The following is a 16,628-nucleotide window of genomic DNA, read 5'->3' on the forward strand; positions in this document are numbered from 1 at the left end:
CTACCCGGTTTTACCGGGAACGTTCGCCGGCAAAACGGCGAGGCCGGGAAAATCTGCGCAACGCCTTGATTCTCCTTGGTCGGGCACGCGCGCGGTGCCACTCGTCAGACTGATTCGGTGCCCAGCGCAAGGCCGCCACAGCGCCGCAATGCATAGATGTTTTTAACTAAAACAGCAGGTTAGCGAATTATTTCGAATATTTAACCGAGAATAATCCACCTTGGCGGTTGGTTATTCCGGGGGATATTTACCGAGCTATTGTCAAGCAATTACTGTACGATGCCTGGCCGAGTTACTCTTCTACAGGTTAATGGCCGCCATGCGTGTAAAAGCATCCACCAGCAAAGCAAAGCCAGCCCCAGCCGTTGAAACAAGCGAATCGATCAACGATCAGATCGCTTTGTTCCTCAAGTCCGGCGGCGAGATCCAGCAAATTGCCAAAGGCGTCAGCGGCCAGACGTTCGGTCCGTCCAAGCAGATCAGCCTGGGCAAGAAGTAATCCCCGGTAATACACCCGTCCCTAGGCGCTTTGAGCTTCGAAGCGTCTGGACTGGCACCGCGCAATCCCCCCCTTCGCTTTAAACAAAAACCCATCTAATTTTTGACAATCGACGAACGGCCATCAATGCCGATCATTCGTCGGTATCCTTGCACACGTCTAGATCAAGCGTTTCAGCAGGTCCGCAGCCCTGCGCTCGCTGTTCATGGAGTGACGCATGCGTAAAATTTCCCGTTTATTGCTTGTAGGCCTGTTGGCTTGCCCGCCTGTGCACGCGCAGATTTTCCAGCGCGAGCTCGGCGACTTCGATCTCAAGCTGGGCACCACTCCCTCACGCAGCATGGCGCAAGGACTAGTCAAACCGGCGTCCACCGGCTCGTTTCATGGCGGCCTCGACCTCAGTCACGACAGTGGCCTCTATATCGGTCAGTACGCACCGAGCATGGGCATCACGCCGGGCAAGAACCTCGAAATCGATTCCTACGTCGGCTTTAAACAACCTTTCGACGAAACCCTCGGCTACGAAGTGGGGATGATCCACTACAGCTATCCCAAAGTGGACACCCTCGACAGCCAGGAATTGTTCGGTGGTCTGACCCTGCTCGGCAGCCGATTCGGCATTGCCTTGAGCAACGATCCGGACAAACAAAACAACACGCTGTTCGCCGACCTCAGCGGTAATCAGCCGTTCGGCATTGGTGTCAGCATGAAATACACCACCCACCAGTTGAATTCGCCGGTCTCGGTGGACGGTGGTTACGTCAGCAGTTTTACTGACTGGTCGGTGAAATTGTCCCGGCCCTTCATGGGCGTCGACCTCGACCTGATCTACAGCAACTCCAGCCTCAGCGGCAGCGATTGCTCGGCCTATTCCGGGCACAACAGCGAGTGCGATGGCCTCGTCACACTCAAGGCTGCACGCGCGTTCTATTGATTGGCTGAACTGCCGGGTTCATTCTGCGTTCACATGAGAATCAGACCCTACGGCTAGCCATCGCAAGGATTCGCCCATGTCTCGCTGGTTCAAACACATCGCTGCCCTGCTGATTTGCACCCTCGCCCTTGGCGCCTGCAGCCGCGTCGGCCTGGCGTATCGCAATCTCGACGTGATCATCCCGTGGACGCTCGGCGACTACCTGGACATGAACGGCGAGCAAAAAGGCTGGTTCAACGAGCGCCTCCAGGAACACCTGAGCTGGCACTGCACCACGCAATTGCCGGGCTATCTCGACTGGCTGGATCGTTTGCAAACGATGGTCGAAACCAATCAGGTCACTGACGAAGCGCTTCAGGCGCGCACCGTGGAAGCCAAGAAAGCCATTGCCGAAACTGCGCGGGAGATCACCCCGTCAGCCATCGAACTTCTGCAAGGCCTGGACGATAAGCAGGTAGCGGAGATGAACGACGCGTTCGCCAAGGACCTGCGCAAACGCCAGCAGGATTACGTCAAACCGCCACTGGCCGAGCAGATCAAGGAACGTGGCGAGCGCATGGAGAAACGCCTGAACGACTGGCTCGGCCCGCTAAGCCCGACGCAAAAACAGAGAGTGGCGACTTGGTCCAACGACCTGGGCGATCAGAACACCCAATGGATTGCCAATCGTGAGCACTGGCAGAAGCAGTTCAGCGCGGCGGTTGCGCAGCGTAAAAGTCCCGAATTCCCACAACGCATCGAGACCCTTCTGATCAATCGCGAGAGTTTATGGACCGCGGATTACCGCAAGGCCTACGCCAACACCGAGACACAAGGACGAGCGCTGGCGGTCGATCTGATGGCTGAGAGTACGCCGCAGCAGCGGGAGCGATTGCTGAAGAAGATCGAGGGAGTGCGTAAAGACTTCAATGATCTGAAGTGTTTGAAGGCTGCTAAACAGGGGTGAAGATCAAAAGATCGCAGCCTTCGGCAGCTCCTACATAGATCGTGTAGGAGCTGCCGAAGGCTGCGATCTTTTGCTTTAGGCGATCTGTGCTTTGGACGCCACTTCATCAAATGTCACTTCATCCAGCGCATCTTCCTGATCGTCCAGTACTTCGCGCGGATGATCATTGCCCGGAATGCTGCTGTCGATCAGGCTCAACAGGCTCGCCCCACGCGGGGTCAGCTTGAAATTGTTGCCTGTGCTGCCCTCATCATCGGAACGCGGTTCGATGTATCCACGATCAAGCAACAAACCTTCATACTCGCAAGCCAGCGTTTTCAAGTGATCCAGATTCTCGATCGGCTCGCCGGCACTGGCCTTCGCCGCCGCGTAATCCTCGGCGTATTTTCGAGGGGCGAAGCTTTCGCCAGCGCTGTTCTGCACTTCATGCAGCAATCGCTCAATCAAATCCCAGTTATAAGTCGTCATCCTGATTCAACCTCCGGTGCGCGTGATTTTGGGCGCGTTCATAAGTTGTGACCCAGGCGCGCTGCAGCCGTTCAGCCTCATTTTGCGCGGCGACCGACCGGCGGTCTGTCGAATTCCCGGCGGGTTAAACGACTAGTCTGAAACAGACGGTTTCAACCCCGCAGGAGAAATCATCATGAACGTTGAGAATCATCCAGTGGTATCGCACGAAGAATGGCTTGCCGCTCGTAAGCAGCACCTGGCTCATGAAAAAGCGTTCACCAAGGAACGCGACCGCCTCAGCGCTGAACGCCGAGCATTGCCTTGGATGAAAATCGACAAGGATTACCACTTCCAGGGCCCCAGCGGCGAAATGAAACTCGCCGACCTTTTCGGCAAAAACAGCCAATTAGTGGTGTACCACTTCATGTTCGCCAAAGACTGGGAGGAAGGTTGTCAGGGTTGCTCGTTTTTGAGCGACCACATCGATGGCGCCAATCAGCATCTGGCCCATCACGACCTCGCCGTGGTGGCTGTTTCCCATGCACCGTTCAACGAATTTCAGGACTTTAAACGGCGGATGGGCTGGAAGTTCGACTGGGTGTCGTCAGAAGGTTGCGACTTCAACTATGACTTCGGCGTTTGCGCGCGCGCTGAAGATGTTGCGGCTGGCAAGGCTACTTACAACTACGAAAAAACCGACAGTGCCGAAGAGGAAATGCCGGGGCTGAGTGTGTTTTATCGTAATGATAAAGGTGAGATTTTCCACACCTACTCAACGTATGCCCGAGGACTGGACATGTTGGTCGGCGCCTACAACTACCTCGACCTTACGCCCAAGGGCAGGAATGAGGACGAGATCATGGAATGGGTGCGGCATCATGATCGCTATGAAGGTGGAAACCAATCCAGTAGCTGCCACGCAAGTTAGTCTTTGATGCCGTGTCATCGCCATTGGAAGTGTCGCTCCCATAAAGTCTGCGGAGGATTGATGGGAGCGAGACTGAACTTTTAACCGGCCAAAGCCCTCAACCGTTTAACCCGCCTTAACCGGAACTGAGGCCTGCTCCCATGAAAACCCTGATCAAGCTCACACTCGCTGCCACTCTCGCCTGCGCCCTGCCCGTCTGGGCCTGCACGCCGGAAGAAGCCACCGCTAAACGCGAACAACTGGCCAAGGAAGTCACCCGGCTCACCGAACAGAATCCAGCCAAGGCCAAGGAGATCAACGCGGAATTGCAGAAGATGGACCTGGGCACGGCCAGTGCGGATTTGCCGGACAAGTGCCAGTTGATTGATCAGCGCTTGAAAGAGCTGAATTCGGCTGAGAAGAAAGCAGAAAGCTAAAAGCCAAAAGATCGCAGCCTTCGGCAGCTCCTACATGGGATTGATGGTTCACCTGTAGGAGCTGCCGAAGGCTGCGATCTTTTGACCTTAAAAATGCATCAATGCATTTATTTTATTGCACAAATGCATATCCAGACTAAGGTTACCTCGAGCAAGGAGATCGGAACGCGCCATCCAACATGGCAACCCTTACACACCGATCGCTCAGCAACACCGCAGCACACTCACAAGCTGGACGCTTGTTTTCACTCATGGAGGATTGAAAAATGTTAACCAATGAAGCAACCCGTTTTACCGGCGAGACCCTGCCAAGGTGTCTTATCGGCCATCTGGTCGACCCGCAATTGGTCGAAGTCGAAGCAGCGGAGCAGAACCGCGCACTCGCCGCTGGCAGCCTCAACTTCACGATGCAAAAGCAAACCCAGACCAACTGGTGCTGGGCGGCCGTTTCCGCTTCGGTCGGCAACTACTACGGCACCGGGTCGTGGACCCAGTGCGGTGTGGCCAGTTCGGAGCTGAACCGCAACTGCTGCAATCAGCCGGGGCCGTGCAACGTCTATGGCTACCTGGACACCGCCCTGCGCACCACGCGCAGTTATAACGGCATGAATCAGGGTTCGCTGCAGATGTCGGCCATTCAGAACCAGATCAACATGGGCCGCCCGGTCGGCCTGCGCTGTGCCTGGTACGGCGGCGGCGCGCACTTCCTGACGATCTATGGCACCAACGGCAACTACGTGCTGGTCGCGGACTCGATCTACGGCTATTCGACCCGCGCGCTAAACGCATTCCCCGGTTCTTACAACGGCGGCGGCAACTGGACCAATACTTACTTCACCGTAAAAAACTAAGAGGGCGAGATCATGCAACTGACTTATCCAAAGGCGCCTTCCAACGGCGTACAGACCTTGCGTCCGGCGCTGCAAACGGCCCTGCAAACCCAAGGCTTTGGCGCCAACCGCCAATTCGCCAACGCCTTGCCCGCGAAGATCAGCCTCAGTGAAGCCTGGCGCGGTTACTCGCTGAGACTGGAGGATTTGAGCAACGGCAAAGGTCTGCAAGACGCGCGGATGGGCGACTGGCATTACCTGGTGTTCGCCGACGGCGTGACGATTGCCGATGCGCAACTGGCCGAAGTTCGCGGCCACGTCGAGTTCGCCTCGTTGAACCACGGGACGCTCGCCGCCGCTGCCGTCGGCGCGTTGAAACTGGCGGAGCAGTCGCCGCAATTGCAGGGCAAAACCGTGGAACCGCGACTGTTGTTTGTCTCGGCACTGCACGTTGTGGCGATCTGGCTGCACGCGGACGGTGAAGATGTGTTGATTCCAATTGAGCCGACGCCGAAGGAACTGGCGGTCACCCGGTTGTACAGCGAGGCCGCGCTGCTCGCGTTGCTGAAACCGGCCGCTGACAAGGCAAAGCAACGCTTTGATGCCGACACCAGCGGTCTGCTCGGGAGCTGACAAATCCCGGCCATAAAAAAACCCGGACACTGTCCGGGTTTTTTATGCGCCTGAAACGACTTACTCAGCCGCTGGCTCTGCTGGCTTGCGGCGCTTGAGCGGGGCCATGCCGTCGCTGCTCACCAGAGAATCTGGCTTGGGACGGTTGACGCTCTTGCGCTTGGTCGGCGTCTTGGCGGCAGTTTTCTTCTTGTCGCCCTTGCCGTCGGTTTTTTTCTTCTTCACGCCAACGGCTTTGCCCGAGGCCTTGACCTTTTTCGGTCCGCCGTAGGTGCCTTTGACTTCCTTGATGGTGCGGCGCTCGAAGCTCTGCTTCAGATAGCGCTCGATGCTCGACATCAGGTTCCAGTCGCCGTGGCAGATCAGCGAGATCGCCAGACCGTCGTTACCGGCACGGCCAGTACGACCGATACGGTGCACGTATTCGTCGCCGCTGCGTGGCATGTCGAAGTTGATCACCATGTCCAGACCATCAACGTCCAGACCACGGGCCGCAACGTCGGTCGCCACCAGAATCTTCACGCCGCCCTGCTTCAGACGGTCGATCGCCAGTTTGCGATCCTTCTGGTCTTTCTCGCCGTGCAGCACGAACGCTTTGTATTCCTGAGCCACGAGACGGCCGTAGATGCGGTCGGCCATGGCGCGAGTGTTGGTGAAGACGATGGCTTTCTGGTAGGTCTCGTTGGCCAGCAGCCAGTTCACAATCTGTTCTTTGTGCTGGTTGTGGTCAGCGGTGATCACCTGCTGACGGGTGGTCGAATTCAGTTGGCTGACCGCGTTGAGCTGCAAGTGCTCAGGGTTGTTCAGCACCTTGGCGATCATCTCGCGCAGGCCCGAACCACCGGTGGTGGCGGAGAACAGCATGGTCTGCTGACGGTTCGGGCATTCGTCGACCAGACGTTGCACGTCTTCGGAGAAACCCATGTCGAGCATGCGGTCGGCTTCGTCGAGCACCAGCACTTCGACTTCCTTGAGGTCGAGGTTGCCGGCGTTCAGTTGCTCGATCATCCGGCCCGGGGTGCCGATCAGGATGTCCGGCACCTTGCGCAGCATGGCGGCCTGGACCTTGAAGTCTTCACCGCCGGTGATCAGGCCGGACTTGATGAAAGTGAACTGCGCAAAGCGCTCAACTTCCTTCAAGGTCTGCTGCGCCAGCTCGCGGGTCGGCAGCAGGATCAGGGTCTTGATGCTGACGCGAACCTTGGCCGGGCCGATCAGGCGATTGAGGATCGGCAGGACAAAAGCGGCGGTCTTGCCGCTACCGGTTTGTGCAGTCACCCGCAAATCACGCCCTTGGAGCGCCAGCGGAATGGCCGCGGCTTGCACAGGCGTTGGCTCGACAAATTTCAGCTCGGCCACAGCTTTTAGCAGGCGTTCGTGCAGGGCGAATTGGGAAAACACGGGTGCTACCTCGAAGATATGCAAAAAAACAGCTGCATAGGTTACCGGTTTCGAGCGCTCAGGCCGAGTTTCTTTATACAAACGGCGTGAATCAGTGGCTTTTTTGTTGCTCGATTTGTCTCTTACGGTAATACACAGCGGCTTAAATGCTCTAATCGCCCATCGCGCCTTACAGAAGAATCGTTTCTCTCATGGATTTCAAACAGCTCTGGCTCAACGCCCAGGACCTCTGGGGCACCCTCGAACAGCATCCACTTTTGCAGGCCGGTCTGGCCTTGACGGTTTTACTGGTGATTGCGCTGGTGCTCGGACGAGTGGCTCGTTATCTGATCCTGCACGCCAGCCGCATGCTCGGTCGCCAACCCGCCCTGCACTGGATCAACGACTTTCGCCACAACAAGGTGTTTCAGCGACTGGCGCAGATGACGCCATCGCTGGTGATCCAGTTCGGCCTGCATCTGGTGCCCGAGCTGAGCAAAACCGCGATGACCTTTCTCGGCAACGTCGCGTTGTCGTTCACCATCCTCTTCCTGCTGCTGTCGATCAGCGCCCTGCTCAATGCCTTGCTCGACATCTACGCACGCACCGAACATGCCCGCACGCGCTCGATCAAAGGCTACGTGCAACTGGCGAAAATGGTCTTGTACGTGTTTGGCGCGATCATCATCGTTGCCACGCTGATCGATCGTTCGCCGCTCTTGCTGCTGTCGGGTCTGGGTGCAATGTCGGCGGTGATCCTGTTGGTCTACAAGGACACGCTGCTGTCGTTTGTCGCCAGCGTGCAGCTGACCAGCAACGACATGCTGCGGGTCGGCGACTGGATCGAAATGCCGCAAGTCGGCGCCGACGGTGACGTGGTCGACATCACCCTGCACACGGTCAAGGTGCAAAACTTCGACAAGACCATCGTCTCGATCCCGACCTGGCGTCTGATGTCCGAGTCGTTCAAGAACTGGCGCGGCATGCAGCAATCCGGTGGCCGGCGGATCAAGCGCAGTCTGTTCATTGACGCCAGCGGGGTGCGCTTCATCCGCGATGATGAGGAAGCAAAGCTGTCCCAGGTGCATCTGCTGACCGACTACATGGGCCGCAAGAAAGCCGAGCTCAAGGCGTGGAACGAGGCACAGGGCAATGTCGCGGCGATGTCGGCGAATCGCCGGCGCATGACCAACATCGGAACCTTTCGCGCTTATGCGCTGGCGTATCTGAAGAGCCACCCGGAAATTCAGCCGAACATGACCTGCATGGTTCGCCAGATGCAGACCACGGCGCAGGGCATTCCGCTGGAAATCTACTGCTTCACCCGCACCACGGTGTGGGCGGACTACGAGCGGATTCAGGGGGATATTTTCGATTACCTGCTGGCAGTGCTGCCGGAGTTTGGGCTGAGCCTGTATCAGCAGCCGAGTGGCGGGGATTTGCGCTCGGGGTTGTTGCCGGCGGTGTTGGGCGCGAGCCACATCCCCGAGCCTGAAAAACACGTCATGTAACCCCCGATCCCGTGTAGGAGCTGCCGAAGGCTGCGATCTTTTTATTTTGCTTTAAGAGCAAGATCAAAAGATCGTCCGATCGCGGCCCGAGCCTTCGGCAGCTCCTACAAGGGGTTATGCGGTGCGTCTGATACCCAGTCGGCTGATCCATACAGCGGCAAGGATGACACTCCCGCCAAGGAACAACCTTCCCAATTCCTCATCCTGATTCCAGATCAGCAGATTCAGCAGCAAGCCCACCGGCACATGCAGGTTGTTCATCACCGCCAATGTGCCGCCATTGACCATGCACGCGCCCTTGTTCCACCAGTACAGCCCCAGCGCGGTCGAGACCAGACCGAGGAACACCAGCACACCCCATTGCAGCGGCGCTTCCGGCAAGAAGTTCGATTTGCCGAATAACAAAAATGCCGGCAACACCACCGCCAACGCGCCGAGGTAGAAGAAGCCGAAGCGCCGGTAGTGCGGCAGATCGCTCGGGTGTTTGGCCACCAGATGTTTGTACAGCACTTGCCCGGCGGCGTAAGTGAAGTTGGCCAGTTGCAGCAGCAGGAAGCCCATGAAAAAGTCCGGATTGATCCGGTCGAAGCGAATCACCGCTGCGCCGCCCACCGCCACCAGTGCTGCGATCAGCGCCCATGGGTTGAAGCGCCGGTTCAGCGCGTCTTCGATCAGGGTCACGTGCAACGGCGTGAGGATGGTGAACAGCAGCACTTCCGGCACCGTCAGCACACGGAAACTCAGATACAGACAGACGTAAGTCACGCCGAACTGCAACGCGCCGATCAGCAGCATGCCGCGCATGAACGCCGGCTCCACCGAACGCCAGCGAGTCAGCGGGATGAACACCAGCCCGGCCAGCACCACACGCACCAGCACCGCGAAGTAACTGTCGACATGCCCGGCCAGGTATTCGCCGATCAGACTGAAGGAAAACGCCTGGATCAGCGTGACAAAAAGTAGATAGCCCATGGTCGCCCCTGTTTTGAATGGCGGCGACGATAGCGGGTTTTACTTTCTGGAACCAACACAAATCCCCTGTAGGAGCTGCCGCAGGCTGCGATCTTTTGATTGTAAAAAAACAAGATCAAAAGATCGCAGCCTGCGGCAGCTCATACAGGGGGGGTTCAAATCCCGGGCAAAAAAAAGCCCGATCTCGCTAATGCGTTCAATCGGGCTACAGCACTCAGGAGCAACAAGTGCAAAGGGAGGTTCGATGCGCGTAAAGCCTTGAAGGGGTTGCGCCAGAGCACTAGAACATCCAGTGATTATCTGGCGATTAACATATCAAGCGACCTGAGAAAGCCTGGCGTTGGCCTGGTTCAGGCCCTTCTCCTGGAAGTCGCCGCCCAGGTTCATGCCTTCAGCGTGGATGAAGGTCACGTCGTGGATGCCGATGAAACCCATTACCTGACGCAGGTAAGGTTCCTGGTGGTCGGCCGGGCCGCCAGCGTAGATGCCGCCGCGAGCCGTCAGCACGTAGGCACGCTTGCCGCTGAGCAAGCCTTGCGGGCCGGTTTCGGTGTACTTGAACGTCACGCCGGCACGCAGCACATGGTCGAGCCAGGCCTTGAGGGTGCTGGGGATCGCGAAGTTGTACATCGGCGCCGCCATCACCAACACATCAGCGGCGAGCAGTTCGTCGGTCAATTCATTGGAGCGGTCCAGCGATGCTTGTTCGCTGTCATTGCGCTGCTCGGCAGGCTTCATCCAGCCGCCCAACAGGTTGATATCGAGGTGCGGAACCGGGTTTACGGCGACGTCACGGACGGTGATCTGATCGTCTGGGTGCGCCGCTTTCCACTGACTGATAAAGGTCTGGGTCAGTTGACGGGAAACCGAGTCTTGCTGGCGGGCGCTGCTTTCGATGATCAGAACGCGGGACATGTTGTGTAGCCTCCATCCGAGAATGTTGTAGGTCGATGGAGTGAAGGTTAATCAGTATCGTATCGATGAAAAAGCGCAAATAATTGCTGCAAAGCATCGAATAATTCGTTTATAAGCTCACGCATGCCTTTGTAGGAGTGAGCCTGCTCGCGATGGCGGTGTGTCGGACAGCATCCATTTTATGGAACACCGCAATCGCGAGCAGGCTCACTCCTACAGGGGAAAATTTTTACTTCGGCGTGCAGGTCAGCTTGATGCGCAGTTTGATGATCTCGCGGGTGAACTTGGCCGTGGCGTTCTTGTGTTTGCCGGCGGGCACATCGATGGTACGGGTGCGTGGCGCTTCCGGACCATTATTGAACACCGCTTTGCAGGTCGCATCGACATCGCCGTAGTTGGTCACCCGGATCGAGCCGATGTCGTTATCGGTGTCGAAGGTCTCGTAGTCGATCTTCATGTCGTTGAGGTCTTTCTGCACGTCGATCGGATACGCAAACGCCGTCAGCGGCAGCAGCGCCAGCAGCACACAACAGAATTTTTTCATTCGGCAGTCTCCATGAGGGACAGCCAGCTTAGGACAAGAGGAGCTATTGATGAAAGCGCCCCGCGTGACCCTTGATCAATGGCGAACATTGCAGGCCGTGGTCGACCACGGCGGATTCGCCCAGGCCGCCGAGGCCCTGCACCGTTCGCAATCGTCGGTGAGCTACACCGTCGCCCGCATGCAGGACCAACTCGGTGTGCCGTTGCTGCGCATCGACGGGCGTAAAGCAGTGCTCACCGAGGCCGGCGGCGTACTGCTGCGCCGCTCGCGACAACTGGTGAAACAGGCCAGCCAACTGGAAGACCTCGCCCACCATATGGAGCAAGGTTGGGAAGCCGAAGTACGTTTGGTCGTCGATGCGGCTTACCCCAGCGCTCGCCTCGTCCGCGCACTGACCGCGTTCATGCCGCAAAGCCGTGGCTGCCGGGTACGCCTGCGCGAAGAAGTGCTGTCGGGCGTGGAGGAAGTCTTGCTTGAAGGTGTGGCTGACCTGGCCATCACCGGGTTCAGCATTCCCGGTTACCTCGGCGCAGAATTGAGCGATGTCGAGTTCGTTGCCGTCGCCCATCCGGAACATCCTTTGCATCGTTTGAACCGCGAACTGAGCTTCCAGGACCTGGAAACCCAGATGCAAGTGGTTATCCGCGACTCCGGCCGCCAACAACCACGGGATGTCGGCTGGCTCGGCGCGGAACAGCGCTGGACCGTCGGCAGTCTCGCCACCGCCGCGACCTTCGTCAGCAGCGGTCTGGGATTTGCCTGGTTGCCACGGCACATGATCGAACGGGAATTGAAAGAAGGCTCGCTCAAGCTGCTACCGTTGGATCAGGGTGGCAGTCGCAACCCGAGTTTCTATCTGTACTCGAACAAGGACAAACCGCTGGGCCCGGCGACGCAAATCCTCATCGAACTGCTGCGCACCTTCGACACGTTGCCGCTGGATGCACCGTTCGCCGCCCCTGAACAAGCCTGACACGGAGTTCACCGATGGCGTATTTCGAACACGACGGTTGCAACCTGCACTACGAGGAATATGGCCACGGCACGCCGTTGCTGCTGGTCCACGGGCTCGGTTCGAGCACGCTGGACTGGGAAATGCAGATTCCCGCACTGGCCACGCACTACCGGGTGATCGTCCCGGACATCCGCGGCCACGGGCGCTCGGACAAACCCCGCGAGCGCTACAGCATCGCCGGATTCAGCGCCGATCTGGTCGCACTGATCGAGCACTTGAACCTGGGCCCGGTGCACTACATTGGCCTGTCCATGGGCGGCATGATCGGTTTCCAGCTGGGTGTCGATCAGCCGCAACTGCTCAAGAGCCTGACCATCGTCAACAGCGCGCCCGAGGTCAAACTGCGTTCGCGCGACGACTACTGGCAGTGGTTCAAACGCTGGAGCCTGATGCGTGTGCTCAGCCTGGCAACCATCGGCAAGGCATTGGGCAGCAAACTTTTCCCCAAGCCGGAACAGGCCGATCTGCGGCAGAAAATGGCCGAACGCTGGGCAAAAAACGACAAACGTGCTTATCTCGCCAGCTTCGATGCAATTGTTGGCTGGGGCGTTCAGGAACGACTTTCCCGGGTGACCTGTCCAACGCTCATCGTCAGCGCCGACCGTGACTACACACCCGTTACGCTGAAAGAAACCTATGTAAAACTGCTGCCCGATGCGCGGCTGGTGGTGATCGCCGATTCGCGCCACGCCACCCCGCTCGATCAACCCGAACGCTTCAATCAAACGCTGCTGGAGTTTCTCGCCGCAGCCGATATTCATCCTCAGGATCACTGACCCATGCTGAAAAAAATCGCCCTCGCCGCCGGTACCGTGCTGTTTGCCGCCAACCTGATGGCTGCCACCCCGGCCAAAGCGCCGCACGTGCTGCTGGACACCACCAACGGCCAGATCGAAATCGAACTGGACCCGGTCAAGGCGCCGATCAGTACCAAGAATTTCCTTGAGTACGTCGACAGCGGCTTCTACACCAACACGATTTTTCACCGTGTGATCCCGGGCTTCATGGCTCAGGGCGGCGGTTTCACCCAGCAAATGCAGCAGAAAGACACCAAGGCACCGATCAAGAACGAAGCCAGCAACGGCCTGCACAACGTTCGTGGCACCTTGTCGATGGCCCGCACCTCCAACCCGGATTCGGCCACCAGCCAGTTCTTCATCAACGTGGCTGACAACGCTTTCCTCGACCCGGGCCGTGATGCCGGTTACGCGGTATTCGCCAAAGTGGTCAAGGGCATGGACGTGGTCGACATCATCGTCAATTCGCAAACCACCACCAAAGGCGGCATGCAGAACGTGCCTGTCGACCCTGTGATCATCAAGTCGGCCAAGCGCATCGACTAAGTTTCGCGGGGCATTTCGAGCGGCGGCGGCCTCGGGCCACGCCGCTCACACTGATAAAAGGAGAGCCCGTATCCGGGCGGTTATCTGATGCTCTATCGCCGTTTCGAACAACTGATCGACATATTCCGCGACGCCCCGACGGCGGCCCCTCCAGATCGTGTCTGGCCCTTCTATACCTATTACCTGAAGCAGGTCTGGCCGAGTTTCGCGGCCCTGCTGGTCGTTGGCCTGTTTGCCGCGCTGATCGAAGTGGCGCTGTTCAGTTACCTGAGCCGCATCATCGACCTGGCCCAGGGCACACCCAACCCGAATTTCTTCAGCGACCACGCCCTCGAACTGACGTGGATGGTGGTGGTTGCGCTGGTCCTGCGGCCGATTTTCTTTGGTCTGCACGACCTGCTGGTGCACCAGACCCTGAGCCCCGGCATGACCAGTATGATCCGCTGGCAGAACCACAGTTATGTGCTCAAGCAGAGCCTCAACTTCTTTCAGAACGACTTCGCCGGGCGCATCGCCCAGCGCATCATGCAGACCGGCAACTCGCTGCGTGATTCAGCGGTGCAAGCCGTCGATGCGTTGTGGCATGTGGTGATCTATGCGATCAGCGCACTGGTGCTGTTCGCCGAGGCCGACTGGCGCCTGATGATCCCGCTGCTGGTGTGGATCGTCGGCTACATCGGCGCGCTCTACTACTTCGTGCCCCGGGTGAAAGAGCGCTCGGTGGAAGCCTCCGACGCGCGCTCGAAACTGATGGGACGGATCGTCGACGGCTACACCAACATCGCCACACTGAAGCTGTTTGCCCACACCAACTTCGAGCAGCATTACGCCAAGGAAGCCATCGAAGAACAAACCGTCAAGGCGCAAATGGCCGGCCGCGTAGTCACCAGCATGGACGTGGCGATTACCACCATGAACGGCTTGCTGATCGTTGGCACCACCGCTCTGGCGCTGTGGTTGTGGACGCAATCGTTGATCACCGTCGGTGCCATTGCCCTTGCGACGGGGCTTGTGATCCGCATCGTCAACATGTCCGGCTGGATCATGTGGGTGGTCACTGGCATCTTCGAAAACATCGGCATGGTTCAGGACGGTTTGCGCACCATCTCGCAACCGGTCAGCGTGACCGATCAGGAGCAGGCCAAACCACTGGCCGTGGCCAATGGCGAAGTGCGTTTCGAGCATGTGGATTTTCACTACGGCAAGAAGCGCGGGATCATCGGCGACCTCAACCTGACCATCAAACCGGGTGAAAAAATCGGCCTGATCGGCCCGTCCGGCGCCGGCAAATCGACCTTGGTCAACCTGCTGCTGCGCCTGTACGACGTCGAGGGTGGGCGCATCCTGATTGACGGGCAGAACATCGCCGAAGTCGGCCAGGAAAGTCTGCGCGCACGTATCGGCATGATTACCCAGGACACCTCGCTGCTGCACCGTTCGATCCGCGACAACTTGTTGTACGGCAAACCTGATGCAACCGACGCCGACCTCTGGGATGCGGTGCACAAGGCCCGCGCCGACGAGTTCATTCCGTTGTTATCCGACGCAGAAGGCCGTACCGGTTTCGACGCCCATGTCGGCGAGCGCGGTGTGAAGCTATCGGGTGGCCAGCGTCAGCGCATCGCGATTGCCCGAGTGCTGCTCAAGGACGCGCCGATCCTGATCATGGACGAAGCGACCTCGGCACTCGACTCGGAAGTTGAAGCGGCGATTCAGGAAAGCCTGGAAACCCTGATGCAGGGCAAAACCGTGATCGCGATTGCCCACCGCCTCTCGACCATCGCCCGGATGGATCGCTTGGTGGTGCTGGAAAACGGCAAGATCGCCGAGAGCGGCACCCATGCTGAACTGCTGGCTCACCGTGGGTTGTATGCCCGCTTGTGGGCGCATCAGACCGGAGGGTTTGTCGGGATCGATTGATATACCCGATCAGCACAAAACCTGTAGGAGTGAGCCTGCTCGCGATAGCGGAATATCAGCCACCATTGACGGGACTGACACACCGCTATCGCGAGCAGGCTCACTCCTACAAGGGATTCAGGTTTGGCGGTAGGGCAAAGCGGCTCGCGCTTCTTCGGCATAGGCCAGAATGCCGGCGCGTTCCTGCTGCAGGAAATCTTTGACCGCCGCCTTAAGTCCCGGATGGCGCAGGTAATGCCATGAATGCGTGATCACCGGTTCGAAGCCACGAATCAGTTTGTGCTCGCCCTGAGCACCGGCATCGAAACGCTGATAACCCTGGGCAATCGCGTAATCCATGCCCTGATAAAAACAGGTTTCGAAGTGCAGCCGATCAAACTCGGCCAGACAGCCCCAGTAACGTCCGTAAAAACTGTCGCCCCCCACCAGACTGAACGCCATGGCCACCGGCCGTGAGCCCTGTTTGGCCAGCACCACGCGAATCGCTTCGGGCATGCGCTCGGCCAACAAACTGAAAAACTCCCGGGTCAGATACGGCGTTTGCCGACGCACGGCGTAGGTATTGGCGTAGCAGGCGTAGACGAAATCCCACTGCGCCTCATCCAGCTCTCGTCCTTCCAGCCATTCAAATTCGAAGCCCTGCCCGGCCACTTGCTCGCGTTCCTTGCGCATCTGTTTGCGCTTGCGCGAAGCGAGTACGTCGAGAAAGTCCTGAAAGTCGCGATAGCCGCGATTCTGCCAGTGATATTGACAGCCAATGCGCTGCAACCAGCCCGGCTGTTCGGCCATGGCGGCGTCGGTGAACGCATCGGTGAAATTGATGTGAGCGCTGGAAAGCTCTTCTATCTCCAGGTAACCGGGCAGGCTCTTGAGCAGCTCGAAACCGTCCTCGACTCTGGCGGCCAGCAGCCTCGGCCCACTGACCGGACTGAACGGCACCGCCGTCAACAGCTTGGGGTAGTAATCGATCCCGGCGCGGGCACAGGCATCGGCCCAGCCATGATCGAACACGTACTCGCCGTAGGAATGCCACTTGCGATAACCGGGCAGCGCCGCGACCAGTCGATCGTCTTCGATGTGCAGCAAATGCTCCGGCTGCCAACCGGAGTGGGGGCCGACGCTGCCGCTGTCTTCCAATGCACTGAGAAACGCATGGCGCAGAAACGGCTGATTGTCCGGCACCAGTGCGTCCCAGGCATGCGGGGCAATTTCTGACAGGTTTTGCAGGCGTTGCAACGGCATCAACAAGCTCTCCACAACAGGACTCCAGCGCCCGGCGAGTATCGCCGATTGCGTTGCATTACACACTCGCAATCGGCCGACAGCGCTCTAGCTCAATAGTTCGCGACGAACGCACATCGTCATCAACCTGCCATCACTGTGCCACCGCTC

The 16,628-nt window shown here is 58.3% G+C and carries 18 protein-coding genes; 12 read left to right on the forward strand and 6 right to left on the reverse strand.

Annotated elements, in window-relative coordinates:
• Nucleotides 1-310 precede the first annotated feature (310 nt).
• From ICA15_RS04305 to ICA15_RS04315, 3 genes are all read left to right on the forward strand, one after another.
• Nucleotides 311-499, forward strand: a complete 189-nt coding sequence (locus ICA15_RS04305; RefSeq protein WP_181818528.1) for a hypothetical protein — start codon at nt 311-313, stop codon at nt 497-499.
• 217 nt (nt 500-716) lie between these two features.
• Nucleotides 717-1,433 (forward strand): TorF family putative porin, encoded by a 717-nt coding sequence (locus ICA15_RS04310; RefSeq protein ID WP_150617696.1) that lies wholly within the window; start codon nt 717-719, stop codon nt 1,431-1,433.
• 76 nt (nt 1,434-1,509) lie between these two features.
• Entirely contained in the window at nt 1,510-2,379 is an 870-nt protein-coding gene (locus ICA15_RS04315; RefSeq protein WP_210553733.1) for a DUF6279 family lipoprotein, read from the forward strand.
• A 75-nt stretch (nt 2,380-2,454) separates the two neighbouring features.
• Here ICA15_RS04315 and ICA15_RS04320 read toward each other — a convergent pair whose 3' ends face one another.
• The gene (locus ICA15_RS04320; protein ID WP_150602997.1) at nt 2,455-2,847 is read right to left on the reverse strand and encodes a transcriptional regulator; all 393 of its coding nucleotides are present in this window, start codon (nt 2,845-2,847) and stop codon (nt 2,455-2,457) included.
• A 175-nt stretch (nt 2,848-3,022) separates the two neighbouring features.
• On the opposite strand from ICA15_RS04320, the gene ICA15_RS04325 reads away from it, so the two are divergent.
• The 4 genes from ICA15_RS04325 (at nt 3,023) to ICA15_RS04340 (ending at nt 5,636) form a co-directional block, all read left to right on the forward strand.
• Nucleotides 3,023-3,757, forward strand: a complete 735-nt coding sequence (locus tag ICA15_RS04325) for a DUF899 domain-containing protein (protein WP_210553734.1) — start codon at nt 3,023-3,025, stop codon at nt 3,755-3,757.
• Between the two features lie 140 nt (nt 3,758-3,897).
• Nucleotides 3,898-4,173: a hypothetical protein gene (locus ICA15_RS04330; protein ID WP_150602999.1), complete on the forward strand. Its 276-nt coding sequence runs from the start codon at nt 3,898-3,900 to the stop codon at nt 4,171-4,173.
• Nucleotides 4,174-4,439: 266 nt separating this feature from the next.
• Entirely contained in the window at nt 4,440-5,024 is a 585-nt protein-coding gene (locus tag ICA15_RS04335; RefSeq protein ID WP_210553735.1) for a papain-like cysteine protease family protein, read from the forward strand.
• Between the two features lie 12 nt (nt 5,025-5,036).
• Nucleotides 5,037-5,636 (forward strand): hypothetical protein, encoded by a 600-nt coding sequence (locus ICA15_RS04340; protein ID WP_210553736.1) that lies wholly within the window; start codon nt 5,037-5,039, stop codon nt 5,634-5,636.
• A gap of 60 nt (nt 5,637-5,696) precedes the next feature.
• On the opposite strand, the gene ICA15_RS04345 is transcribed toward ICA15_RS04340, so the two are convergent.
• Nucleotides 5,697-7,037 carry a DEAD/DEAH box helicase gene (locus ICA15_RS04345; protein WP_150603001.1) on the reverse strand — a complete coding sequence of 447 codons (1,341 nt, stop codon included), beginning with the start codon at nt 7,035-7,037 and terminating at the stop codon, nt 5,697-5,699.
• A 191-nt stretch (nt 7,038-7,228) separates the two neighbouring features.
• Between ICA15_RS04345 and ICA15_RS04350 the strand changes: the two genes are divergently transcribed.
• Nucleotides 7,229-8,527: a mechanosensitive ion channel family protein gene (locus ICA15_RS04350; protein WP_210553737.1), complete on the forward strand. Its 1,299-nt coding sequence runs from the start codon at nt 7,229-7,231 to the stop codon at nt 8,525-8,527.
• Between the two features lie 114 nt (nt 8,528-8,641).
• Here the strand turns inward: ICA15_RS04350 and ICA15_RS04355 are convergent, their stop codons facing one another.
• From ICA15_RS04355 to ICA15_RS04365, 3 genes are all read right to left on the reverse strand, one after another.
• Complete coding sequence (locus ICA15_RS04355) at nt 8,642-9,499, reverse strand: carboxylate/amino acid/amine transporter (RefSeq protein ID WP_042561980.1); 858 nt, start codon at nt 9,497-9,499, stop codon at nt 8,642-8,644.
• Nucleotides 9,500-9,814: 315 nt separating this feature from the next.
• Entirely contained in the window at nt 9,815-10,414 is a 600-nt protein-coding gene (locus ICA15_RS04360; protein ID WP_210553738.1) for an FMN-dependent NADH-azoreductase, read from the reverse strand.
• A gap of 229 nt (nt 10,415-10,643) precedes the next feature.
• On the reverse strand, nt 10,644-10,958 hold the full coding sequence (locus ICA15_RS04365) for a 3-phosphoglycerate kinase (protein ID WP_210553739.1): 315 nt from the start codon (nt 10,956-10,958) through the stop codon (nt 10,644-10,646).
• Nucleotides 10,959-11,007: 49 nt separating this feature from the next.
• Between ICA15_RS04365 and ICA15_RS04370 the strand changes: the two genes are divergently transcribed.
• The 4 genes from ICA15_RS04370 (at nt 11,008) to ICA15_RS04385 (ending at nt 15,236) form a co-directional block, all read left to right on the forward strand.
• Nucleotides 11,008-11,931 (forward strand): LysR family transcriptional regulator, encoded by a 924-nt coding sequence (locus ICA15_RS04370; protein WP_150594336.1) that lies wholly within the window; start codon nt 11,008-11,010, stop codon nt 11,929-11,931.
• A 14-nt stretch (nt 11,932-11,945) separates the two neighbouring features.
• The gene (locus ICA15_RS04375; RefSeq protein WP_210553740.1) at nt 11,946-12,749 is read left to right on the forward strand and encodes an alpha/beta fold hydrolase; all 804 of its coding nucleotides are present in this window, start codon (nt 11,946-11,948) and stop codon (nt 12,747-12,749) included.
• A 3-nt stretch (nt 12,750-12,752) separates the two neighbouring features.
• Nucleotides 12,753-13,316, forward strand: a complete 564-nt coding sequence (locus tag ICA15_RS04380) for a peptidylprolyl isomerase (protein WP_042558122.1) — start codon at nt 12,753-12,755, stop codon at nt 13,314-13,316.
• 87 nt (nt 13,317-13,403) lie between these two features.
• Nucleotides 13,404-15,236 carry an ABC transporter ATP-binding protein gene (locus tag ICA15_RS04385; RefSeq protein ID WP_150603006.1) on the forward strand — a complete coding sequence of 611 codons (1,833 nt, stop codon included), beginning with the start codon at nt 13,404-13,406 and terminating at the stop codon, nt 15,234-15,236.
• 117 nt (nt 15,237-15,353) lie between these two features.
• On the opposite strand, the gene ICA15_RS04390 is transcribed toward ICA15_RS04385, so the two are convergent.
• Entirely contained in the window at nt 15,354-16,478 is a 1,125-nt protein-coding gene (locus ICA15_RS04390) for a GNAT family N-acetyltransferase (protein ID WP_210553741.1), read from the reverse strand.
• Between the last annotated feature and the right edge of the window lie 150 nt (nt 16,479-16,628).

The organism is Pseudomonas sp. P116 (assembly GCF_020149425.1).
GTDB lineage: Bacteria > Pseudomonadota > Gammaproteobacteria > Pseudomonadales > Pseudomonadaceae > Aquipseudomonas > Aquipseudomonas anatoliensis.